This is a genomic window from Sporosarcina sp. FSL K6-1522 (assembly GCF_038622445.1).
Classification (GTDB): domain Bacteria; phylum Bacillota; class Bacilli; order Bacillales_A; family Planococcaceae; genus Sporosarcina.
Window position 1 is genome coordinate 1927293 of sequence record NZ_CP152019.1, and the last position, 22396, is coordinate 1949688.

A 22396-nucleotide genomic window follows, 5' to 3' on the forward strand; every position below is an offset into this window, starting at 1 on the left:
ACTACAGTCTAGTTAGGTTATTATAACACCTTATTTCATTTAGCCTAAACTAAGCTATATGACGAATTATACTACAGAATAGCAGTTTACATTTCAGTTCAAAAGAAAGCGCTTTCTTTTAGAGGGGTAAATAATGGGGGGATTGTTATGGGGAAAGTCATTGAATCTAGTGAAATGAGAAAGTTGTTCAAAAATGGTGATCAAATCTTAACAGGTGGTTTTGGATTATCTGGAACGCCTCTTACAATTATTGATGAACTATTAGAGACAGAGGTCTGTGATTTGACAATTGTTAGTAATAATTTGGGGGATGAGGGACAAGGGCTTCATAAATTATTTATGCAGGGAAAAATTAAGAAGGCAATTGGTTCATTTTTCTCCATAAATAAAGAAGCGGTAGTTGCTTGGTCAAAAGGAGAGTTAGAAATCGATTTGTTGCCACAGGGTACTTTAGCTGAAGCAATTCGATGTGGGGGCGCTGGTATTGGTGGCTTTTATACGAGAACCGGTGTTGGAACTGAATTGGCTGAAGGTAAAGAAGAACGAGAGATTGATGGTGAAAGATATATCTTTGAAAAAGCAATTAAAGGTGACGTTGCGATTGTTAAAGCAGCCAAAGCAGATACAATAGGGAATCTCGTTTACCACACGACTGCGCGTAATTTCAATCCGATGATGGCGACTGCTGGAAAGATTGTCATTGCTGAAGTAGATGAAATTGTGGAAGTAGGAGAGCTGGATCCGGAATATATCGTTACACCACATGCTTATGTTGATTATGTTATTCAGAGTGCTTATTCAAAGATAGGGAGTGAGTATGTTGGGGCAAAATAAAAGACATGTGATTGCGAAAAGAATTGCAGAAGAACTGCAAGACGGTCAAATTGTTAACTTAGGAATTGGGATTCCGACATTGGTCTCCAACTATTTAACTGATAAAGAAGTGTATTTACAAACGGAGAATGGTTTGTTAGGAATGGGGCCTCTTGCAACGCAAGAAGAAGTCGATATTGATTTGCTAAATGCGGGAAAAGAGCCAGTTACTTATTTGAAAGGAGCCTCTTTTTTTAATAGTGCAGATTCTTTTGCATTGATTAGGGGGGGGCATGTAGATGTGGCGGTGTTGGGGGTACTACAGGTCGATATTCATGGTGAAATAGCCAACTGGGCTGTTCCGAATCAACCAATTTTAGGTGTTGGGGGCGCAATGGATCTGGTGGTTGGTGCTAAGAAAGTGATTATCGCATCTACCTTATTTGCGAAAGATGGAACGTCTAAATTGGTAAAAGAATTAACCTATAAAACTAGCGGGGTTCGCAAAGTAGATCTATTCGTTTCTGATTACGCTGTTTTTCAGTTTACAGAAGAAGGCCCTAAAGTCGTAGAGATAATTGAAGATATAACGATAGAAGAACTGAGTGGAAAAGTAGGGTTTGAATTAGAGCTTGTACCTGTTTTATCACGCGCTTAGTAGTGGAGGGGAAGGGGGAACTTCTTATGAATAAACAGAGAACGGTACTAGTAACAGGGGCGGCCGGCGGTCTTGGCAGTGTGATTGCCCAGGAGTTTACGAAACAAAATGACTTTGTGTATATTGCTGATTTGAATAAGGAGGCTGCAGAAAAGACCGCAAAAGAGCTAGGAGAAAATGCTAAAGGGATTTATCTGGATGTGACGGACGAGGAAGCGGTTCAATCAGCAATTGCAGAGATTATTCGTGAGAGAGGAACAATAGATGTCTTAGTGAATAATGCTGGACTTCAATATCGTGCACCGTTGGAATCATTTCCATTAGAAAAATGGAACTTGCTTATCAATGTCATGTTAACAGGTGTTTTCCTGATGACAAAACACGTCTTCCCGCATATGAAGAATGCACAATACGGCAGGATTATTAATATTTCATCGGTTCATGGGAAGTTAGCAACACCTGAAAAAATTGCCTATGTTGCGGCTAAACACGGTGTGATTGGTGTGACTGGAGTCACTGCATTAGAAGGCGCAGCGCATAAAATTACGGCAAACTCTATTTTACCTGGCCCAGTGAAAACAGAATTGTTGATGAATCAGATCAATGGATTAAAAGAAGATGGAAAAACAGAGAAAGAGGCACTTGAAGCAATTATGTATCCAAAGCAAGCAATGGAACGTTTTATCGAACCAGAGGAGGTTGCTTCAGGCATTATTTATTTAGCGTCAGATGCTGCAAGTGGAATTACGGGGGAACATATTAAAGTTGCAGGCGGAATGTAATTTGGGTAGGGGGAAATGTAGATGACAACGTATATTATTGACGGTTCTAGAACAGCTTTTGGAACTTTTGGCGGTGCGTTAAAAGACGTGAGTGATATTGATTTAGGTGTAGTTGTAACCGAGGAAGCGATTAAGAGAAGCGGGATACCTGTTTCAGACGTCGAAGAAATTATCTTTGGAAACATTATACAAACAAGTGGTAACTCGGCTTATTTGGCAAGGCATATTGGATTGAAAAGTGGAATGGTGGAGTCATCAAGCGCCTTGACATTGAATCGCTTATGCGGTTCTAGTATGCAGTCGATTGTATCGGGCGCACAGGCCATTTCTGTAGGAGATGCTGATGTGATTGTGGCTGGCGGAACTGAAAATATGAGTCTTGCTCCTCATGTCTTGAGAGGCACACGTTTTGGTTCACCAAACAAAGCGCCTTTAGTAGATGACATGCTATGGGATACATTGACAGATCAATATGTCGGTTGTGGAATGGGGATGACAGCTGAGAATCTGGCGGTGCAATATACGATTTCTCGTGAAGAACAAGATGCATTTGCGGTTCAATCACAGGAAAAAGCGATTCAAGCACGAGACAGCGGCCGATTTGCAGAGGAAATTGTACCCGTGAAGTTAAAAGGAAGAAGAGGCGTGGAAGTCCTTTTTGATACAGATGAGCATATCCGCGAAGGTGCAACTGTACAAGGCTTAGGGAAACTGAAACCCGCATTTAAGAAGGATGGTACAGTAACACCGGGCAATGCAAGTGGCATTAACGATGGTGCAGCGGCTGTTGTACTTGCCTCAGAAAAATATGTGAAAGAACATAGCTTGCAGCCTTTAGCAAAAATCGTTTCGTGGGGAGTAGCAGGTGTGGATCCTAAAATCATGGGGATTGGACCGGTGCCAGCGAGCAAAAAAGCACTTGAAAAGGCTGGGTTAACACTAGATGATATTGGCCTGTTTGAATTAAATGAAGCGTTTGCAGCACAATCATTGGCTGTTATTAAAGAGCTAGACCTCGATATGGAAAAGGTAAATGTCAACGGTGGTGCTGTAGCGCTGGGGCATCCAGTTGGTGCAAGTGGCACAAGAATTACGTATTCGCTAGCAGTTGAAATGAAGAAAAGAAATGTTAAATATGGATTGGCTTCGCTTTGTATCGGTGGGGGACAAGGTATTGCAATTATTTTAGAAAACGTTACGAACTAAAATTTGGTCGTAAAGGGGAGAGAACCGAATGGAACATACGATTGGCGATATCGAAAAAAGAACGGTAAGGAAAACGATGACACGCATACTTCCATTTATTTTGCTTTTATATGTGATTGCTTATTTAGACAGAGTGAACTTAGGATACGCAGCCTTACAAATGAATGCAGAATTGGCATTGACTGCTGAAGTTTTCGGTCTATTATCAGGTATTTTCTTTATTGGCTATTTCTTTTTTGAAGTCCCAAGTAATATGATTATGCACAAAGTGGGCGCACGCATGTGGATTGCACGTATTATGATTACATGGGGAATTGTCGTAGTGTTAACGGGGTTTGTAGAAACAACGATGCACTTGTATATTGTTCGCTTTTTATTAGGCGTTGCTGAAGCTGGGTTTTTCCCAGGTATTATTTTGTATTTAACATATTGGTTTAGAGCTAGAGAAAGAGGGGTAGCGACAGCCGTTTTATTATTGGCTTTACCAATTGGCGGGTTAATTGGTGCCCCGGTATCTACATGGATTCTCGATAATATTGCTTGGTATGGTATGGCGGGCTGGAGATGGATGTTTATTCTTGAAGGAATACCGGCAATTATATTAGGAGTGATTGTCGTATTTTACCTAACGAATAAACCTGCCAATGCTAAATGGTTATCTCAGGAAGAAAAAGATTGGTTGGAAGGTGAATTGAACTCCGAACGTTTAATAAGTTCCCAATTGAATAAAGTGTCTAAGAAAGAAATGCTAAAGGATTCAAAAGTATGGAAATTGGCAGTACTGTATTTTACGGGGTATACGGCTATCTATGGATTATCGTTCTGGATGCCAACGATTATTAAATCTCTATCAGCAACAGCCACAACAAACTTAGAAATCGGCTGGCTAGCAATGATACCAGCACTTGTTGGAATTCCTGCAATTCTATTTGTTGGTTGGAATTCAGATAGAACGAATGCCCATAAGTCTCATTTACTAGTTTGTTTTGCAATTGGGATTGTAGGCTTTATAGGCTGTGGTTTTTCGGAAAGCGTCTTTATGATGGTGCTTATGCTGGCAATTACGTCGGCTGGATTATATGGTTTTACGGGATGCTTCTTTGCTTATATGACATTCTTCTTCAGTGAATCTACAGCACCAGTTGGAATTGCACTTGTCAATTCATTCGCAGCATTAGGTGGATTTGTTGGCCCGATGATTCTTGGAATGGTGGCCTTCACTACAGGGATGTTTGTGATATCAGCTCTACTTGTAGTAGGGATTATCACTCTAATGACATTGAAATTGGTAACGAATAAAAATGAAACGATAGTCCAAAAAGTTCAGGTCAATGCGGGTTAAATATAATTAATAGTATTTTCCTTGTTAGAAAAAAGAGACACTTCGGTGTTTCTTTTTTTGAGGGGGAAGTTATATAAGGGAGGATGATTTCTATGTGACGATTCTATTGTTGCTAAATACCTTAGCTATTGTATACAGAAAGTCTGGGTTTCTATATTTTATTCTAGTTGCATGCAAAACGCTAAATCCTGTTACCATCCACAAATTCTGCTACAATGAAGTATCGATAAGATGGAAGTATGCATCTGATTTTCATTAAAAAAAGGAATGGTAGAGATGGCGAAAAAAAGTAAGCAAAAGAGTCCGGGAAATTTGATAAAGTCCTTGATAGTCCTTGTTGTTGTGGGGATAGCTGCAATCTATTTCCCAGAGTTCTTTTCGGAAGAATCAGAGAAACCGAGAGAGCAAGAAGTCATTCAGACGGATGATCAGACGCCGAGTGATGAGGACGTTAGCAAGGAAGAGGAGAAGGATCCGAGTCGAGGAGAGTTAATTCCTGTAGAGTTGGTCAAGACGATTGATGGGGATACGATTAAAATCAAGTATGATGGCAAGGAACAAAATGTTCGTTATTTGCTCATCGATACGCCTGAAACGAATCACCCGCAACTTGGCAAACAGCCTTTTGGTCAGCAAGCAAAAGAGCGCAATACTGAGCTGATGAACAGTGGAAAGCTAGAAATTGAGTTTGATATTGGTGGAGAAACGGATAAGTATGGTAGATTGCTTGCGTATATTTACATTGACGGTGTGAGTATTCAGGAGAAGTTATTGGAGGAAGGGCTGGCTCGTGTTGGCTATGTTTATCCGCCAAATACGCGCCATTTAGATGCTTATGAAAAGGCGCAAGAACGTGCGAAAGAAGCGGGTATTGGGATTTGGACGTTGGAAGATTACGTAACAGATCGTGGCTTTGATAGCGAGAAGTATCCAGAAGAATAATAAGATATGAAACTGCCGTAGATTCCTGTATTGCGGCAGTTTTAATTGATGCATACTAGTAGACTGAAAAACTTGATTTTTCTGTGCTTTTGAAAAGTGCTTGACATGCCTGTTGAACATGATAAGATTCAAAATAATTACTTTTACGTGCCGGCAGGATGCGGGTATGCAGTCGTTGCGACAGGACGTCGCGCATTTAGACTGCTTTCCTATATTTTTAAAAAGTAAACAATCACATAGATTATGAGAGATGGTCCAGTAGTTCGATTGTGAGCAGCAACAAGAGACTGAATGGTAGGTGTGAATTCAGGCAGCAATCCGGACAAATTACGCCATCCGTTTTTCTCAGTTTGACATGAAGTGGATGGCCGATTTAGCATCGGTTCATCAATTAGGGTGGTAACGCGGAGAACTCCTTCGTCCCTTTCCAAGGGATGGTAGGGGTTTTTTGTGTTTATTTTTTGGGACTAGCCTTAGTTATCATGATGTGCGAATGCATGCACTCGACTTAGCACTCCCAAAGACTTTAGTTTTGGAAAATTAAAAAATCAAGTTGTCTTGTCAATAAAGAAGGAGATGTTATCAATGAAAAAGGAACTAACTTTTGGAGTGTCAATTATCCCAATATTGGCATTAATGGCTGCGGCGGCCTCATCGATTTTTATTTGGAAGGCTGGGATGCATATCCCCTTGCTAATTGGGGTAGTTGTGGCTGCTGTTATTGCGAAAATCTGTGGTTGGAGTTGGTATGAAGTAGAGAAAATGATGGTCAACGGCGTATCCAGGGCATTGCCTGCTGTTTTTATATTATTTATTATCGGTATCATTGTGGGTACTTGGATTGCCAGTGGCGTTATCCCGACTATGATTTACTTTGGGCTATCGATGATTGAACCTTCACTGTTTGTCCCGCTCGTGGCACTTATTACTGGCATTGTTTCGATTACATTGGGAAGTTCATTCACTTCGATTGCGACGATTGGGATTGCTTTTATGGCGATTGGCGAAGGATTAGGCTTTGCTCCGGGGCTTGTGGCAGGGGCAGTCATTTCCGGGGCTTATTTTGGCGATAAATTATCTCCGTTATCCGATACGACAAATATTGCTCCGGCTATGGCCGAAACCGATTTGTTTAGTCATATTAAGCACATGCTCTGGGACACGATTCCAGCATTTGTCATTGCATTGATTTTATATTGGTTTGTTGGGAATTCGGGGGCGGCAGGCAATGCTGTTGATACAAATGGCATTGATGTTATTAAAACAGGGTTGGAGGGTGTCTTTACGATTCATCCGTTACTTCTACTTATGCCTATCTTCACCATCATTTTGATGATGAAGCGTGTACCCGCGATTCCAGCGTTGACCATTGTAGGACTGTTAGGGGCTGTACTTGCAGTGATTGTGCAAGGGGCTTCTGTTACTTCAATTGTTAAAGTAATGACAAGTGGATTTTCGGTAGATTCGGGTGTAAAAGCGGTGGATTCTTTGTTAAATAATGGCGGTCTGATGTCTATGCTAGGGACTATTGGTCTGTTAGTCATTGCGACTGCTCTTGGTGGGATTCTAGAAGAAACAGGATCTTTTGAAGTGGTCACGAGAAAAATGATAGCCGGTGTTCGCTCAACTGGAACGTTAATTAGTACGACCATCTTTTCGGCTTTTGTCGTGGCATTTGCAAGCGGTGCACAATTTTTGGCAATCATTTTACCTGCAAGAACATTTGTCCAAACGTATAAAGATCGAGGAATCGATACGAAAAACCTTTCAAGATGTGTCGAGGCGGCAGGTACTGTAGGGATTAACCTCGTGCCATGGAGTGTTCCGGTCGTTTTTGCGGTGAGCATTCTGGGGGTCAGTCCAGGTGAGTTTATTCCTTATGCTTTCTTCGCATTTCTCGTTCCACTTATTAATATCATTTTTGGTTTCACGGGCTGGACCATTACCAAGAAAAACTATCGTGATGACAGTGAAATAAAAGTTAAGGGGGAAATTTCGTTATGAGTGAAGTTATTCTACATGTATTAGGAACAGCACAAGACGCTGGCCTTCCGCATCCGAATTGTTTTTGTAAAAACTGTGCGGAGGCAATTAGCAATCCGGCGTATAGGCGTACTGCGGCGTCATTGGCCATTGTGTTGCCTGAAGAAAAGGCTTGGCATTTGATAGACGCAACACCAGACTTAAAAGAGCAGATGGCAAGCGTACAAATCAAACATCATATGCAAGGCCAGCTAATGGCGAGTATCTTTTTGACGCATGCGCATTTAGGTCATTATCCGGGATTATTGTTTTTAGGAAAAGAAGCGATGGGTGCAAATAAGGTGCCCGTAATGGCAGGTGCGAAAATGAAGAAAATGTTAGAGGAACAGGCCCCTTGGAGTCAATTAACAAAATTACACAATATTGACCTGCAAGAAATACGTGATGGACAAGCAATGGCTGTTTCACCTCATGCAACAGTCACACCTGTTGAGGTTCCACACAGAAATGAATTTTCGGAGACATTTGCTTTTTGGATTACAGGGACGGAGAAAAAAGTTTTGTACATTCCGGATATTGATCGATGGGAACAATGGGACACTGATATTTATGAAGCGTGCAAAGAAGCGGACATCTGCTTACTTGATGGCACCTTCCATTCTGCTAAAGATCTTGAAAAGATTGGCCGAGATTATCGGGAAATCCCTCATCCGCTCATGACAGAAACAATGGACCGATTACAAGATTTAGTTGAACAAACGGAGATTTATTTCATTCATCTCAATCACTCGAATCCTGTGATTGATAGGGATCAAACGATTCGCAAGGAGATTGAAATGAAGGGCTTTCATATTGCGGAGGAAGGTATGGAATTTGTTTTGTGAGGAAAGTGTTGAAAATCCTCGCAGGGAATATACCGAATAGATTCAAAACTTGACTTCTCACATGAACATGGTAAGATTCAAGCAATTGCTTTTGTGTAAAAGTAAACGAGTTTTAAAAATTGAATATATACGAGAGATGGTGCAGTAGTTCGATTGTGGGCAGCAACAAGAGACTGAATGGCAGGTGAGAATTCAGGCAGCAATCAGGATGAAGTACGCCATTGGTTTTTCTCAGATCATACATGAAGTGGATGGTCGATCTAGCATCGATTCATCAAGTAGGGTGGTAACGCGGAGAACTCCTTCGTCCCTTTCCAAGGGATGGATGGAGTTTTTTTGTATTCATTTTTCCAGACATCTTGCGCTTTTCTTATCAATCATCAAGGAGGAATTCATCATGTTTCGCATAAAGGCCGTGGTTACGCCCACTTTCATCGAGGCGTTAGTACTAGTAGTTGCAATTGTATCTATGATCAGTGTTAGTATTGTTAAATTTGGTTCGGTGCCACATTTGCCGATTTTGTTTTCAATTTTGTTATTGATTTGTTATGGGCTTGTGAAAAAAGTGTCGTACCGCCAGCTTGAAGGTGGATTAGTGGAAGGCGCAGGCGCGGGGATGAGTGCGGTGTTCTTGTTCTTCTTCATCGGTATTTTGGTCAGTAGTTGGATTATGAGCGGTACGATTCCGACGCTCATTTATGCAGGGTTTACGATGATTACGCCGTCTTACTTCTTTGCGATTGTGTTTGTTGTAACAGCAATTGTTGGGATTTCCATTGGGAGCTCCTTGACGACGGTGGCGACGGTAGGGGTTGCCTTTATCGGGATGGCGACTGTTCTTGATTTGTCATTGGCGATAACAGCAGGTGCGGTTGTATCAGGCGCGTTTTTCGGTGATAAGATGTCACCGCTATCGGATACGACGAACTTGGCTGCGTCAATTGTTGGGGTCGATTTGTTTGAGCATATTCGTAATATGGGGTGGACAACTTTTCCGGCGTTTCTGTTATCTTTAGTGTTCTTCGGCTTGTTGTCGCCAAGTGTGACGTTGAGCGAGGTTGATAAAATTACGATGTTCCAAGAGGGATTACTGGCAACGGGCATGATTCATTGGTATACGGTGCTTCCACTTGTGTTACTAGCTGTTTTGACGATTATGAAAGTGCCTGCACTGATGACATTGGCAATCAGTTCAGCGAGTGCAGTGGCAGTTTCTTATTTGCATCACAGTTATAGTGCACCAGAAGTGTTTAGCATTTTATTCAAAGGTTTTGTGTCAACAACTGGCATTGAAGAGATTGATGCACTGCTGACACGCGGTGGTATGGAAAGCATGATGTTTACGATTGGTTTGGTTTTGCTGGCGCTTAGTATGGGGGGCTTGTTGTTTACGCTTGGCATTGTTCAATGCTTATTGGCGAAAATCGAAAGCTTGTTGCGGAAAGTATCTTCGGTTATTGTGGCGTCTGCTTTGACGGCAATTGGTATTAACGTGTTGATTGGTGAACAGTATTTATCGATACTATTGACGGGGCAAGCGTTTCAAGGACAATATGAAAAAGTAGGACTTGCAGGTAAAAACTTGAGCCGCGTTATGGAAGATGCAGGAACAGTAGTCAATCCGCTTGTGCCGTGGAGTGTGTGTGGGATTTTCATTGCAGATATGTTAGGTGTGGGAGTGCTTACGTATTTACCATTCGCTTTCTTCTGTCTGCTGTCTCCGATTTTGACGGTGCTGTTTGGATTTTTAGGGAAAACATTGACGTATACAGAACAGAAATCAGCAGAGTGATGATAAAAGAAGAAGCTTCCCCATCTTATGGATGGAGGAGCTTCTTTTTATGGTGAGAAATCATTTGCGCTGACAGTTCAGCGCGTTCTGCTTATAGTTAGTCGATTTCCCCAGACAGTTCGGCGTCCATCTCTTAGGGGTCGTCGGTTTATCCCGATAGTTTTATTCTTCCTGACAGTCTCGCCTCCCCCCTCATTTTACCAAGAATGTCTCCCGATAATTCGTCGCATCTTTCAAAGCTTTTTCCTCTGCTGGAATGCGCACAGACAGCATCCAAATGTTAAGCAGTGTATAGAGAATAGCGGTTAAATAGGCACCAAACAGCAGGGGAAGGACGAGCAATTCGATTGTCACAATGACATAGTTTGGATGGCGTAGCCATTGATAAGGACCTTTTCGCACCACTGTTGCGCCTGGTAAGATGATGATTTTCGTATTCCAAAACTTCCCGAGTGACAGAAGACACCAAATACGTGCTGCTTGGGTCAACAGGAAGATGCCGAAAAGCACCATCCAAAAAGGAGAAAGATCGCGTTTAAAAACGATGACTTCTAATAGGAAGGAAATGAAAAATGTCGCATGCATCGCGACCATCACGGGATAGTGGGCAGCACCTGCTTCAAATGCACCTTGACTGCGCATCCATTTTTCATTGCGTTTCGCAATAAGTAGTTCAACCAATCGCTGCAAGATGACGGCTGAAAGGATAAGGGGAAAGAGCATCCTCGCTACACCTCATTCCCATTTCAACAATAGCAATTCGCCGCAAAAACCTGGTCCCAGTGCCGCCATAAGCCCATACTCACCCGCGACAGGCTCATGTTCCATAAATTGTTCAAGCACGTACAAAATCGTTGGGGAGGACATATTACCATTGTTGCGTAGCACATCGCGCGGAATGGCTGTTTTGGTTTGATCAAACGCTAGTGCTTCTTCATACGCTGTAAGCACTTTTTTGCCTCCAGGATGTGCGACGAAGTGTGTAATATCATCCTTTGTCAGCCCGTTGTTTTCAAGAAAAGCATGGACGAATGGCCCGAGCCAACTTGTAATAATGGCAGGAATGCTTTTGGAGAAGACGACGTATAGACCGTTGTTTTTTACATCCCATCCCATGACATTCTCGGAATCAGGCATGAGCTTCGATGTCGTCGCAACAATTGTCGGCATCGCTTTTTTCGCTTGCATTACAGATTGATCGCCCGCCACGAGGGCACATGCAATACCATCCGAAAATAGCGATACACCGACCAAATTACTTTTCGAATAATCGTCTTTTTGAAAAGTTAAACTGCATAATTCAACGGACAGCACGAGGACGTTCGCTTCTGGAAAAGCGAGACAGTATTCATAGGCCCTGCTAATGCCTGCTGCACCGCCTGCGCAGCCAAGTCCCCAGATGGGAATACGTTTTGTGTCGTCGCGGAATTCGATTTGATTCATAATGCGGGCTTCAATGCTTGGTGTGGCAATCCCGCTGCTTGAAATGAAGAAAATGGCATCAATCATTGACGCTTCAATCGGGGTCTCTGTTTTCGCAAGGCATGCCTGTACAGCTTGCACACCAAAGTCGACAGCTTGTTGAATATATAAATTGTTGCGTTCTTCAAAGCCATGTGTTTGCCCATACCATTCAAGTGGCATGCAGACGTTTCGTGTTTCAATATCGCCATTGTGAAACACGGTTAAAAGTCGTTCGATGTTCAGGTATTTTGCGCTAAAAAGGGAGCGCGTGAACGCGGTGGCTTGTTCTTGTTGCACGGCATGAGGCGGTTTGAGTGTACTAACCGAAAGAATTTTTGGCATAAGTCCCCTCCATATTCAAAATTAACGTATTGTGAATACTTCTAACGTACGCGGGACTTGTACAAAAGATGAATAAGAAAAGCGTAAGGCGCCTGAAGCATAGACAAAAAAGATGCCAAAGGAATGATTCCCTTGGCATTCTACTATTATTTATTGTTGATCCTGCGCAAGTTGTGCGCATAATTGCTGTAAACTTTCGATAAATTTCAAATCGCTTTCCTTCGAACGTTTTTTGGGGCCACGCAATCGTCCGCCGGCCATTCGGACCTTTTGTGCTGTATGGCGTGCGTACAATAGTTGGTCGATATTGTCTGCTGTGTACAGCCTGCCATTTTGATCAATTGGATGTCCTTTTTTCGCGAGGACCATTGCGGCTAGCCCATAATCTTGCGTTACAACAATGTCATCCTTTTGTACACGATTGACGAGTACGAAGTCGACTGCATCGGCACCTTTTGAAACGATAATGGTTTCTGCCCCATCGCGATGCATTTCATGTGCGGTGTCGCAGATAAGAATACATGGAAACTTGAATTGTTTGGCGATGCGTATCGTTTCACTAACAACTGGACAAGCATCGGCATCGATAAGAATTGTCGCCATCTGAGCAACCTCCCTTCATACTCTTTATGTAAAGTGTTGCAAACCTAGAACCTTTTCACTTCGCTCCATGTTTCATTATACCCATTGCAGGGGATATTGTATGAATAGAAGCAGGGGATCCGCTAATTATTGGCGAAGTACTAGAAGTAATAACTATGAATATGGAGGTTTTAAGATGTTTAAAACAATTGAAGATTTTTTGCAAAACTGGGGTCATGAAAGTCAATCGACACAAAAAATACTCGACGCTTTAACGGACGAATCACTTGCACAAGAAGTATCGCCTGAGGATCGGACACTTGGTCGCATTGCTTGGCATATGACAACGACACTGGATGAAATGGTGTCGCAAACTGGACTTGAATTTGAGGCGGCAAGTCATGAGACGCCTGTACCTGCGAAAGCTACTGAAATTGCCGAAGCTTATCGCGCGTCGAGCGCCGCAATGGTTGCTGCAATCAAAGAACAGTGGACGGATGATACATTGAAAGAACTGAAGGACATGTATGGTGAACAATGGACAGTCAGTACTATCCTCAGTATATTAACGTCACACCAAACCCATCACCGTGGCCAAATGACAGTTCTTATGCGACAAGCAGGCTTGCGTGTACCAGGTGTATACGGCCCGTCACGTGAAGAGTGGGCGGAGTTTGGTGGACAAGCACCGGCGCTATAATTATGTCTAATTAGAAGGAAAGATCAAGCAGAGGGTAGGTGCTTGGTCTTTTTATGTTCAGGAACTTGTGGGCGAGAAGTAAAGGCGCATTGCTATTCGTGCTCAATTCTGCTATATTTCGAAATTATGCATCTATTAAACTTACGCCGTAATGTAATTGATTGTGAAGGAGTTAGCAAAGATGAACCATTTTCGAAAGAGCGACAGTAAACACCTACAACGTAAACCAAACGTAATGTTTAATTTGAAAATGAAAATGATCTTGTTGATTGGTATTCTAATCATTGCGATTGTGACGATTATCGGGCTATTCATCGATCAATTGATGTCAGAGGCGCTGGAAACTCAAGTAGGGGAGCGGGCGCTTAGTGTCGCAGAAAGTATCGCGCGTATACCAGAGGTGGCAAAGGCGTTTGAGCATGAAGATCCAGCGTCCATTATTAATCCAATCGTGACGCCGATTCGTGAGGCGGCGGGAGCGGAATTCATCGTCGTGGGTAATCGAGAGGAAATTCGATACGCGCATCCAAGCGAAGAGCAAATCGGCAAGAAAATGATCGGTGAAGATAATGAAAGAGCATTGAGGCATGGGGATTCCTATGTTTCAAAAGCGGTAGGCTCATTGGGCAGTTCCTTAAGAGCAAAAGTACCGGTCTATTTAGAAGGACAGATTGTCGGAGTAGTGTCAGTTGGTTTTTTAGCTGACAATATTCAAGATGTCGTTAAGTCTTACAATCATCAACTGTGGTTTGTGTTAGTCATCATAGCGATTGTGGCCATTATTGGCGCGATTTTTATCGCATCGTATATTAAAAGGGTGTTGTTTGGTTTGGAGCCGGAAGAGATTGCTCATTTACTTTTTCAGAAAGAAACGATTCTCCAATCGACGCATGAAGGCATTATCGCCGTGAATCAAAATGGCGTTGTAACGATGATCAATGCTGCTGCAGAGCATTTACTCTCCGATCAAACCATTCATCCACAACAGTATTTGGGTAAGAGAATGAATGAACTATCTTTAGCCTATCAGCTTTCCGAATACTTAGAGGAAGATGATAGTCAGGTAGATAAAGAGATGATGATTGGTAAAACGACTGTGTTTGTCAACAAGGTTCCTCTTGCTGTGGAAGGCATGTTGATGGGAACGGTTTTTACGTTGCGTAATAAGACGGAAATCGATTTATTAACAAAAGAGTTGGCGAGAGTCCAGCAATATGCGAATGCGTTACGAGCTCAAACGCATGAATTTACGAATAAATTATACCTTATTCTCGGTCTGCTACAATTGAATCAGAAAGAACAAGCGATTGACTATATTCAAAAGGAGAGTACGCTACAAAAAAATTGGATTCACTTGTTAATTCGAAAAGTAGCGGATCCATTGGTAAGTGGGCTCTTATTAGGGAAGTTAAATCAGGCACATGAGCTGGGCATTGATTTGGTGATCCAAGAGGAGAGCGTCTTGACAACATGTTTAAGTGATAAGCAAAGTGAAGCATTGCTAACGGCTATGGGGAACCTAATCGATAATGCGATGGATGCGGTAAAAAGTAATTGTTCTTCGAATCAGAAAATCATACTTTTCTTTACGGATATGGGTCATGAGATTCTTTTTGAAATCGAGGATTCTGGAGAAGGTATACCAGAAGTGTACATAGACAGGCTTTTTGAACAAGGATTTACATCTAAAGAAGGTACACATCGTGGGTTTGGTTTAGCATTGACGCAGCAACTGATTACAGAAGTAGGTGGAGCACTTTACTTCGAAGAGGGAGAACTAGGTGGTGCTAGCTTTGTCATTTCTATACCGAAAGAGCCACAGGAAAGGGAAGAAGATTATGTGTGAAACGATTCAAGTACTAATTGTCGAAGATGACTTTCGAATTGCGGCGATTAATCGGCAGTTTGTGGAGCGGGTTGAAGGGTTTGCTGTAGTAGAGGTTGTGAAAACGAGCGAGGAAGCATTGGCTTATTTACAGAAGCAGTCTATTTTACCACAGCTAATCTTATTGGATGTGTATATTCCGGATACTGAAGGATTAAGTTTGTTTTGGGAATTGAGAAAAGCGTTTAACGAGATAGATGTCATTATGGTCACGGCTGCTAAGGAAGTCGTAACGATTGCTGAAACGCTACGTGGGGGCGTTTTTGATTATATTGTGAAACCAGCTGATTTTGAGCGTTTTGAGCAAACGTTAACAAGGTATAGGGATCGCCAACACCTTCTAGCATCGCAGACGGAGCTCGACCAGTCGGAAATAGATCGTTTGATGGGGGCGCAAATGTTACGTATTCCAGAAAAAGATACGGAAGGAACGTTGCCCAAAGGAATCGACCAGATTACATTAGATAAAATAAAAGAGGTCTTGCGAATAGGCGATGAAGCCGGGATGACAGCGTTAGAGGCGGGAACTAAAGTTGGGGTAAGTCGCTCGACTGCAAGACGTTATTTGGAATATTTAGTGTCGATAAAGGAAGCAGATGCTCAACTTAAATACGGTGATATCGGTCGGCCAGAACGGAAATATGTTCCGTGGACAAAATGAACAAAACAGTCAAAAGGCTTATTAGTGTTTTAACGTAAATAAACTTATGTATTGCGCCTCACTATGATAAATTTCTGAGTATAGAAAATTTTGAAATAGAGAAGGCTTTGTTATGGTGCAGAGACAGCTTTTGATGTGTATCCGCTTACATATGTAACCCTTCCTTTTCATGCGTGAACGTTTGTTTACGAGAAAGGAGAAATTATGTTAAGTATTATTGGGTTGATCACAATTTTAATTGTTGTGGTGCTGCTTATCAGTGGAAAAGTATCACCGTTTGTGGGTCTTTTGTTAGTGCCAATCGGTGGTGCATTTGCTGCTGGTTTCAATTTGGAACAGATTGGCGAATTTTTCACGAGTGGAACGCAATCCGTTTTTAGTGTCGTAGTGATGTTTATTTTTGCCATTATCTTTTTTGGTATTATGCAAGATGTGGGTGTTTTTGATCCGCTTATCAACAAAATGATTGCGCTTACACGGGGGAATGTCATTGCAGTAGCTGTTGGAACGGTTATCATTGCCGCGATTGCGCAAATGGATGGCTCAGGAGCTTCGACGTTCCTTATTACGATTCCAGCATTGTTACCTTTGTATAAGCGATTAAAGATGAATCCCTATTTATTACTAATGCTCGTTGGTACGAGTGCGAGTATTGTCAATATGGTGCCATGGGGTGGTCCATTAGGCAGAGTTGCTGCTGTGCTAGAGATGGATGTTACTGAATTGTGGAGGCCTTTGATTCAAATTCAGCTCATTGGACTTGTGTTGCTCGTTGTATTAGCGGTTGCCTTAGGGTATCGTGAAAAACGATTAATTGCCAAAAGGGTTGGCGAATTTGGAAAGACAGATGACATGGAGTCTGTTGTCAGTGATAAAGAGCCTCAAACGAAAAAAGCAGAGGGAAAACCTAAGTTTTATTGGCTAAATGTAGCCTTAGCGATTAGTGTGATTGCTGTGTTAGTATGGGGAATCATTCCGGCAGGATTTGCCTTTATGATAGGGGTTAGCATCGCTTTACCGATTAACTATCCGAATATCCAGGATCAAATGGGGCGTATTCAAGCGCATGCGCCGGGGGCTATTTTGATGGCGACTATTATTTTGGCGGCAGGTTCGTTTTTAGGGATATTAAATGGTACGGAGATGCTAACTTCCATTGCAACAGACCTTGTCACGATTTTGCCGGCGTTCGTCATTCCTTATTTACACATTATTATCGGAGTATTTGGCGTTCCATTTGATTTACTGTTAAGTACGGATGCTTATTACTTTGCATTATTTCCGATTGTAGAACAAATTGTCACAGATTTTGGTGTTTCTTCTCTATCTGCGGCATATGCAATGATTATTGGAAACATTATTGGAACGTTTGTCAGCCCATTGTCACCTGCTTTATGGCTTGCACTCGGATTGGCGGGACTTGAGATGGGGAAACATATCCGTTACTCGTTCATGATGATGTGGGGCTTCAGTATTGTCCTATTGGCGATTGCAATTGCAATGGGTGTTATTGTACTTTGATGGTTGAAACCAATTTCTCTTCGGGGGAATTGGTTTTTTTGTATTTAACCAGTAGAAGTGATGCCATTTGTGTGAAGTGAAAATGGAATGGTTGGTGACCAGGTTAATGGGGAGAGGTGAACTTATTTATAAAGTTTTCATATTTATAAATAGCTACTTGTGATTTGGATGAAATTCTTGTTTTTTAGAGCTGTTCAATGATTCATTTCACTGAATACTTAGATATAGTGGGAGAAACGTTGCTTTAAATTATAGCTTTCTCCGTATCGATTGAATGGTTATCTATTCTGAAAAAATAAAATAGTGCTATTTTTATATGTGTGTAGCTTTTCCAGTATCCTATTGCTATAATCATCTAATTATCTACGGGAGGGAAAGAGGATGAACAGACTATCACATAAAGAACTTGTTTTCATTAGCTTTATGTTATTTTCAATGTTTTTCGGAGCTGGAAACCTGATCTTCCCGGCGTTTTTAGGGCGTTCAGCAGGTATAGAAATGTGGTTGGCGCTCGGTGGATTTATCGTGACGGCGGTAGGGTTACCGATTCTAGGTGTAATTGCTGTTGGGAAGGCGGGCAGTTTACACGTGCTTTCTACGCGTGTACATCCATGGTTTGCACTGTTATTTCCTTTTCTCATTTATGTGTCAATTGGGCCTGGGTTAGCGATTCCACGGGCGGGAACGATTGCCTATGAAATGGGGATGAATCCATTTTTACCAGATTCATTAGCGAACCATTCGTTGATGTTATTATTATATACGATTGTCTTTTTTGCCATGGTGTTATGGCTTAGCTTATCGCCATCTAAGTTAGTCGATCGATTCGGTAAAATCTTGACACCATTATTATTGGCTTTGATCGGTATTATTTTCATTAAAGGTATCATTACGCCGATTGGGACATTTACAGCTCCTACGGATGTCTATGCAGGGAATTCGTTCTTTCAAGGATTTATCGATGGTTATTTAACAATGGATGCACTTGCTGCACTCGTTTATGGGATTGTCGTAGCCAACACGATTCGTTCGAAAGGGCTTGGCGATACGTCTTTAATTGCCAAATATACGATGTTGGCGGGGCTTGGTGCGGGGATTTTACTCGCCATTATTTACGGGATCTTAGGTTATCTTGGAGCTTCTAGCGCTTCAATTGGGGTTGCAGAAAATGGCGCGCAAACATTAACGATTGTGATGAGTGTGTTGTTTGGAGAAATTGGCACGGTTTTACTCGGCGTATTATTTACGCTCGCTTGTCTATGTGTGTCGATTGGTTTGATTATTTCATGCAGTCAATACTTCTCGAATACCTTCCCGATTCTCGCATATAAAGGCTGGGCAGTCGTGCTTTCTGTTATCAGTTTGACAGTTGCTAACTTAGGATTGAATCAAATTTTAGCGGTATCCGTTCCAATCTTGGGTGCGATTTATCCATTAGCGGTTGTACTGATTGTACTTGGTTTACTAAATCGCTATGTTAATCATTCGATTTACCTCTCAACAGTGATTTTTACTGGGGTATTTAGCCTGATTGAAACGATTAATCATACTTTTTTAGGGGATGTATTAGATAGCGTGTTAGGCTACTTCCCGTTGTATCAAGAAGGGGTAGGCTGGGTGTTACCAGCGATTATAGGTGTGATTGTTGGCGCGATTGTGCATAAGCTGAAAGCTCCAGTGTTAGCGAAATCATAATGAAATGCATAAGGGAGTCGTTTTTGAGAAATATCAAAAACGGCTCCCTTTTTCTATTCCATAGGGTTTAATGCTGACCTACAGTTATTTTCCCATTTTTCGAAGAAAGGGTGATGGGAAGTTCACCTGAGCCAAACACGGTGTGTGATTTTTTTTCATCGAAAATGGTGCTACTTCCATTAGTAGCCTGTGCAATAATTGTCGCATTTGTAGGAGCGTTAACCGTTTGAAGATCAATGCGTCCATTATCGGTCGTCATGTCAACTGGGTAATCGAGCGACTCTGCCAATAATTCGATACGCCCGTTATTTGCCTTTGCAGAGAGTTGGCCTTTTATGTCTTCCAGTTCAATTCTTCCATTATCCGAATCGATCGAGACGGAATCCGCTGTAATTTGTTTAAAATGAATGCGTCCATTATGTGCTTTCGCTTTGACCGTGGTTCCTTCTAAATGATCTGCATTTATTTTCCCGTTATCCGATTCCAGCGTCATCAAATCTGCGTTTATATCACTCACGTCAATGATTCCATTATCACTCTGAATGCGTAGAGTGTCATAATTTTTTTGTGGTACATGTACTTTCACAATGGTTGGCTTCGCCCCCAAGTTGACGGAAACAAGCTTCTGTTTCTTTTCTTTATGCACAATTGTTAAAGTGGATTCTTCCACCGTAGCTGATACATCGCCTGTTATATCGTATCCTGAAATTTCGATAAAAGCACCTGATGCATCTGTTGGAATCAGTTCAACATGGCCATCATTCATAATAATATCAATGCCCGTAAAGTCGTTATCTTCAATGTCGATTTCTTGGGTAACCGATTTTGGTTTTTCAATGAGTTGATAGGTGACAAGGCTACCAACAATACCAACTAGTAAAAGGAGAGAAGCGACAATTGATAGTCTTTTAATGTTCAGCATGCGTTAAGCCTCCTTTGACGAGTTTTTGGTTAAATTTCATATAGCGAATGAATCCATTCATAGAGGCCTTCGTAGCGTACAACATCCCGATTGTGATAAAGAGACCGAGCCCGCACAAGGCTAATGCGTTAAATAAGTCGAACAACTCAAAAGTACCAGGGACTAGTATAGGATTTAGCAAAATAAGAAGTGGCGCAGCAGTGAAGCCGATGCCCATGATCCAACCAGCAACAAGGATGCCCGCAAATGCGACAAATGGTCCAAGCACAATAATCAGGTTAAAGAATCCTAAGCCGATAACCGCCCATATTGCGCGCATTAGATTCCCTGTAGTAACAGTTGTTTCCGCCTTTTCAAGATGGTACGCAGCAGATAACTCTTTTCCTATTGTTTTTGGAGAGCCGAGAGAGGCTGCGATTTGCTCCTCGGATTTACCGTCTAATTGCCCAATTGTAAAGTACTCTTCATAGTCCTGTAAAATTTCCTGTCGTTCATCATTTGGGAGTTTTGTTAAGGTAGCTTGTAATTGTGTTAAAAATATTCCTTTATTCATTTGACTGCTCCTTCCTTGTCGTTTACTACTATATAAACTGAACTAAAGAATCCCACTAACAACGCTCGGCGCTTGCGGATGCCTCCCGCCATAAGCCAGGCAGAAAATCACTGCCAGTTTTACGGCTTTGGTGACCGCTTGTAAGGCGCCTTCGCTGGAGAGTAGATGGAAATCATAAGTTCAACTTATATAATTACGATTGAGTGACTGAAATTCGCCCGTTATCCGATTTCAAGCGAATTGTATGCTCGCCAGTACCAATCATTGTCCGAGAATTTCGTTCACCAAAGATGTCAATTTTACCATGGTTTGTTTTTGCGTGGATGGTCACGTTTTTTGGAGCGGCGGTAGATTGAATGGCAATGCTACCATTATCTGTCCGAAAATCAATGTTGCGATCGAGATGATTTGTTTGAAGCGTAATGCGTCCATTATCGGTTACCCCGACAACAGATCCAGTGACATGCTCAAGCTCGATCCGTCCATTATCCGTTTCAATACCAACGCTTTCCGCATCGATATATCGCATGTTAATACGTCCGTTATCTGTTTTCGCTCGCACGTGATCGGCTTGAATCTTTTCCGCCTCAATGCGTCCATTATCGGTTTCGACAACGAGTGTTGTCGCTGCGAATTCTTTCAATTGGATGCGCCCGTTATCGGTTTTAACATTGATCTTTTTTCCGAGCAATTTTTCAGCTGCAATGCGTCCGTTGTCCGTTTTCAGCGCAATCGATTGATACAATTTCTTTGGAATGGCGACATGCAGGATGACCGGTTTCATATTGAGGTTGAGCATGAATAACCAATGGCGTAAGTTTTTCAATCGAACGAACAGTGTATTTCCAACAACTTCAGCAGTCAGTTGTAATTTGTCATTCGTACTAACTAGTTCGACGGTCGTTACAGAACTGTTTGAGGGACTGACAACAAGTGCACCATGCTGGACGTTAATTTCCACATTTGAAAAGCTGTTATCTTGAATGGTAATCAATTCATTTGTCGAAGGTACTTCCACTTTATCTTCGATGAGTAAATACGAAGCGAGCAACTCTTCGGCGATTTTTTTAGGAGATCCTAGGGAAGTAGCAATCTCATTGTCCGATTTACCATCTTGGCGACCGTCCGTAAAATATTCTCGGATATCTTGAAGGATATCGTCTTTTTCCTCTGCTGGCAGTCTTTTCAAAGCCGTTTCCAATTCAACGATAAATTGGTTTTCAGTCATTTCGTACACCCTCCTCGATTAATGTATCCACGCCATCTGCGAAAGTCCGCCATTCTGCCAATTGTTCATGAAGGTAGATACGGCCCGTATCTGTCAGTTTGTAATATTTCCGAGGAGGGCCTTCCGTTGATTCCTGCAAATAGGTCGTAAAGTATCCTTCTTTCGTTAAGCGCCGGAGTAGGGGATAAACGGATCCTTCCGAAATGGCAATTTGATCCGAAATTTTCTGCACAAGTTCGTAGCCATAGCGATCCTGCTTATCAAGTAAGACAAGCACACATAAATTTAGGACACCTTTTTTAAATTGCACATTCATGTCACGTATGCTCCTTTCACTAGTGTTCAATGGATAGTACTGCCTCATGACAAGTACTTGATGACAACAATATATCATATGGTATTATTCATTGCAAGGTACTGATTAGGAAGTATATGAGTGAC

Annotated in this window: 21 protein-coding genes; 14 read left to right on the forward strand and 7 right to left on the reverse strand. The window is 42.0% G+C overall.

Translation table 11 applies throughout. The features are described 5' to 3' along the window. Nucleotides 1-147: 147 nt before the first annotated feature. The 9 genes from MKY34_RS09425 (at nt 148) to nhaC (MKY34_RS09465) (ending at nt 10402) form a co-directional block, all read left to right on the forward strand. The gene (locus MKY34_RS09425; protein WP_342514907.1) at nt 148-834 is read left to right on the forward strand and encodes a CoA transferase subunit A; all 687 of its coding nucleotides are present in this window, start codon (nt 148-150) and stop codon (nt 832-834) included. After that, nucleotides 818-1471: a 3-oxoacid CoA-transferase subunit B gene (locus tag MKY34_RS09430; RefSeq protein ID WP_342514908.1), complete on the forward strand. Its 654-nt coding sequence runs from the start codon at nt 818-820 to the stop codon at nt 1469-1471. The genes MKY34_RS09425 and MKY34_RS09430 overlap by 17 nt, the downstream gene beginning before the upstream one ends. Nucleotides 1472-1497: 26 nt before the next feature. After that, nucleotides 1498-2253, forward strand: coding sequence for a 3-hydroxybutyrate dehydrogenase (locus MKY34_RS09435; RefSeq protein ID WP_342514909.1), 756 nt, complete (start codon nt 1498-1500; stop codon nt 2251-2253). A gap of 21 nt (nt 2254-2274) precedes the next feature. Continuing rightward, the gene (locus MKY34_RS09440) at nt 2275-3459 is read left to right on the forward strand and encodes an acetyl-CoA C-acetyltransferase (RefSeq protein WP_342514910.1); all 1185 of its coding nucleotides are present in this window, start codon (nt 2275-2277) and stop codon (nt 3457-3459) included. 28 nt (nt 3460-3487) lie between these two features. Further along, complete coding sequence (locus MKY34_RS09445; protein ID WP_342514911.1) at nt 3488-4801, forward strand: MFS transporter; 1314 nt, start codon at nt 3488-3490, stop codon at nt 4799-4801. Between the two features lie 276 nt (nt 4802-5077). Further along, a complete protein-coding gene (locus tag MKY34_RS09450; protein WP_342514912.1) occupies nt 5078-5743 on the forward strand; it encodes a thermonuclease family protein in 666 nt (221 codons plus the stop codon). A 585-nt stretch (nt 5744-6328) separates the two neighbouring features. Continuing rightward, nucleotides 6329-7747, forward strand: a complete 1419-nt coding sequence (nhaC, locus tag MKY34_RS09455) for a Na+/H+ antiporter NhaC (RefSeq protein ID WP_342514913.1) — start codon at nt 6329-6331, stop codon at nt 7745-7747. Beyond that, complete coding sequence (locus MKY34_RS09460) at nt 7744-8610, forward strand: MBL fold metallo-hydrolase (protein ID WP_342514914.1); 867 nt, start codon at nt 7744-7746, stop codon at nt 8608-8610. Before nhaC (MKY34_RS09455) ends, MKY34_RS09460 begins: the two co-directional genes overlap by 4 nt. Before the next feature lie 397 nt (nt 8611-9007). Next, a complete protein-coding gene (nhaC, locus tag MKY34_RS09465) occupies nt 9008-10402 on the forward strand; it encodes a Na+/H+ antiporter NhaC (protein ID WP_342514915.1) in 1395 nt (464 codons plus the stop codon). 192 nt (nt 10403-10594) lie between these two features. Here the strand turns inward: nhaC (MKY34_RS09465) and MKY34_RS09470 are convergent, their stop codons facing one another. From MKY34_RS09470 to MKY34_RS09480, 3 genes are all read right to left on the reverse strand, one after another. Then, entirely contained in the window at nt 10595-11125 is a 531-nt protein-coding gene (locus MKY34_RS09470; RefSeq protein ID WP_342514916.1) for an isoprenylcysteine carboxylmethyltransferase family protein, read from the reverse strand. A gap of 12 nt (nt 11126-11137) precedes the next feature. Continuing rightward, entirely contained in the window at nt 11138-12208 is a 1071-nt protein-coding gene (locus MKY34_RS09475) for a 3-oxoacyl-[acyl-carrier-protein] synthase III C-terminal domain-containing protein (RefSeq protein ID WP_342514917.1), read from the reverse strand. A 150-nt stretch (nt 12209-12358) separates the two neighbouring features. Continuing rightward, nucleotides 12359-12811, reverse strand: coding sequence for a YaiI/YqxD family protein (locus MKY34_RS09480; protein WP_342514918.1), 453 nt, complete (start codon nt 12809-12811; stop codon nt 12359-12361). Nucleotides 12812-12986: 175 nt separating this feature from the next. Here MKY34_RS09480 and MKY34_RS09485 point away from each other — a divergent pair, with 175 nt between their 5' ends. From MKY34_RS09485 to brnQ, 5 genes are all read left to right on the forward strand, one after another. Next, complete coding sequence (locus MKY34_RS09485) at nt 12987-13490, forward strand: DinB family protein (RefSeq protein WP_342514919.1); 504 nt, start codon at nt 12987-12989, stop codon at nt 13488-13490. 181 nt (nt 13491-13671) lie between these two features. After that, complete coding sequence (locus MKY34_RS09490) at nt 13672-15336, forward strand: sensor histidine kinase (protein ID WP_342514920.1); 1665 nt, start codon at nt 13672-13674, stop codon at nt 15334-15336. Continuing rightward, nucleotides 15329-16036: a response regulator gene (locus MKY34_RS09495; RefSeq protein WP_342514921.1), complete on the forward strand. Its 708-nt coding sequence runs from the start codon at nt 15329-15331 to the stop codon at nt 16034-16036. Before MKY34_RS09490 ends, MKY34_RS09495 begins: the two co-directional genes overlap by 8 nt. A 204-nt stretch (nt 16037-16240) precedes the next feature. Beyond that, on the forward strand, nt 16241-17557 hold the full coding sequence (locus MKY34_RS09500; RefSeq protein WP_342514922.1) for a citrate:proton symporter: 1317 nt from the start codon (nt 16241-16243) through the stop codon (nt 17555-17557). A gap of 381 nt (nt 17558-17938) precedes the next feature. Continuing rightward, nucleotides 17939-19252, forward strand: a complete 1314-nt coding sequence (brnQ, locus tag MKY34_RS09505; RefSeq protein ID WP_342514923.1) for a branched-chain amino acid transport system II carrier protein — start codon at nt 17939-17941, stop codon at nt 19250-19252. Nucleotides 19253-19319: 67 nt separating this feature from the next. On the opposite strand, the gene MKY34_RS09510 is transcribed toward brnQ, so the two are convergent. The 4 genes from MKY34_RS09510 to MKY34_RS09525 form a co-directional block, all read right to left on the reverse strand. Continuing rightward, nucleotides 19320-20174 (reverse strand): DUF4097 family beta strand repeat-containing protein, encoded by an 855-nt coding sequence (locus tag MKY34_RS09510; protein ID WP_342514924.1) that lies wholly within the window; start codon nt 20172-20174, stop codon nt 19320-19322. Continuing rightward, the gene (locus MKY34_RS09515; RefSeq protein WP_342514925.1) at nt 20161-20727 is read right to left on the reverse strand and encodes a DUF1700 domain-containing protein; all 567 of its coding nucleotides are present in this window, start codon (nt 20725-20727) and stop codon (nt 20161-20163) included. Before MKY34_RS09515 ends, MKY34_RS09510 begins: the two co-directional genes overlap by 14 nt. 193 nt (nt 20728-20920) lie before the next feature. Then, complete coding sequence (locus MKY34_RS09520; RefSeq protein WP_342514926.1) at nt 20921-21955, reverse strand: DUF4097 family beta strand repeat-containing protein; 1035 nt, start codon at nt 21953-21955, stop codon at nt 20921-20923. Next, nucleotides 21948-22271: a PadR family transcriptional regulator gene (locus MKY34_RS09525; protein ID WP_342514927.1), complete on the reverse strand. Its 324-nt coding sequence runs from the start codon at nt 22269-22271 to the stop codon at nt 21948-21950. Before MKY34_RS09525 ends, MKY34_RS09520 begins: the two co-directional genes overlap by 8 nt. Between the last annotated feature and the right edge of the window lie 125 nt (nt 22272-22396).

Excerpts from the sequence above, each read along its gene's own strand:
- MKY34_RS09425 (WP_342514907.1), top strand. The coding sequence starts at position 148 with ATGGGGAAAGTCATTGAATCTAGTGAAATGAGAAAGTTGTTCAAAAAT.
- MKY34_RS09430 (WP_342514908.1), top strand. The coding sequence starts at position 818 with ATGTTGGGGCAAAATAAAAGACATGTGATTGCGAAAAGAATTGCAGAA.
- MKY34_RS09435 (WP_342514909.1), top strand. The coding sequence starts at position 1,498 with ATGAATAAACAGAGAACGGTACTAGTAACAGGGGCGGCCGGCGGTCTT.
- MKY34_RS09440 (WP_342514910.1), top strand. The coding sequence starts at position 2,275 with ATGACAACGTATATTATTGACGGTTCTAGAACAGCTTTTGGAACTTTT.
- MKY34_RS09445 (WP_342514911.1), top strand. The coding sequence starts at position 3,488 with ATGGAACATACGATTGGCGATATCGAAAAAAGAACGGTAAGGAAAACG.
- MKY34_RS09450 (WP_342514912.1), top strand. The coding sequence starts at position 5,078 with ATGGCGAAAAAAAGTAAGCAAAAGAGTCCGGGAAATTTGATAAAGTCC.
- nhaC (WP_342514913.1), top strand. The coding sequence starts at position 6,329 with ATGAAAAAGGAACTAACTTTTGGAGTGTCAATTATCCCAATATTGGCA.
- MKY34_RS09460 (WP_342514914.1), top strand. The coding sequence starts at position 7,744 with ATGAGTGAAGTTATTCTACATGTATTAGGAACAGCACAAGACGCTGGC.
- nhaC (WP_342514915.1), top strand. The coding sequence starts at position 9,008 with ATGTTTCGCATAAAGGCCGTGGTTACGCCCACTTTCATCGAGGCGTTA.
- MKY34_RS09470 (WP_342514916.1), bottom strand. The coding sequence starts at position 11,125 with ATGCTCTTTCCCCTTATCCTTTCAGCCGTCATCTTGCAGCGATTGGTT.
- MKY34_RS09475 (WP_342514917.1), bottom strand. The coding sequence starts at position 12,208 with ATGCCAAAAATTCTTTCGGTTAGTACACTCAAACCGCCTCATGCCGTG.
- MKY34_RS09480 (WP_342514918.1), bottom strand. The coding sequence starts at position 12,811 with ATGGCGACAATTCTTATCGATGCCGATGCTTGTCCAGTTGTTAGTGAA.
- MKY34_RS09485 (WP_342514919.1), top strand. The coding sequence starts at position 12,987 with ATGTTTAAAACAATTGAAGATTTTTTGCAAAACTGGGGTCATGAAAGT.
- MKY34_RS09490 (WP_342514920.1), top strand. The coding sequence starts at position 13,672 with ATGAACCATTTTCGAAAGAGCGACAGTAAACACCTACAACGTAAACCA.
- MKY34_RS09495 (WP_342514921.1), top strand. The coding sequence starts at position 15,329 with ATGTGTGAAACGATTCAAGTACTAATTGTCGAAGATGACTTTCGAATT.
- MKY34_RS09500 (WP_342514922.1), top strand. The coding sequence starts at position 16,241 with ATGTTAAGTATTATTGGGTTGATCACAATTTTAATTGTTGTGGTGCTG.
- brnQ (WP_342514923.1), top strand. The coding sequence starts at position 17,939 with ATGAACAGACTATCACATAAAGAACTTGTTTTCATTAGCTTTATGTTA.
- MKY34_RS09510 (WP_342514924.1), bottom strand. The coding sequence starts at position 20,174 with ATGCTGAACATTAAAAGACTATCAATTGTCGCTTCTCTCCTTTTACTA.
- MKY34_RS09515 (WP_342514925.1), bottom strand. The coding sequence starts at position 20,727 with ATGAATAAAGGAATATTTTTAACACAATTACAAGCTACCTTAACAAAA.
- MKY34_RS09520 (WP_342514926.1), bottom strand. The coding sequence starts at position 21,955 with ATGACTGAAAACCAATTTATCGTTGAATTGGAAACGGCTTTGAAAAGA.
- MKY34_RS09525 (WP_342514927.1), bottom strand. The coding sequence starts at position 22,271 with ATGAATGTGCAATTTAAAAAAGGTGTCCTAAATTTATGTGTGCTTGTC.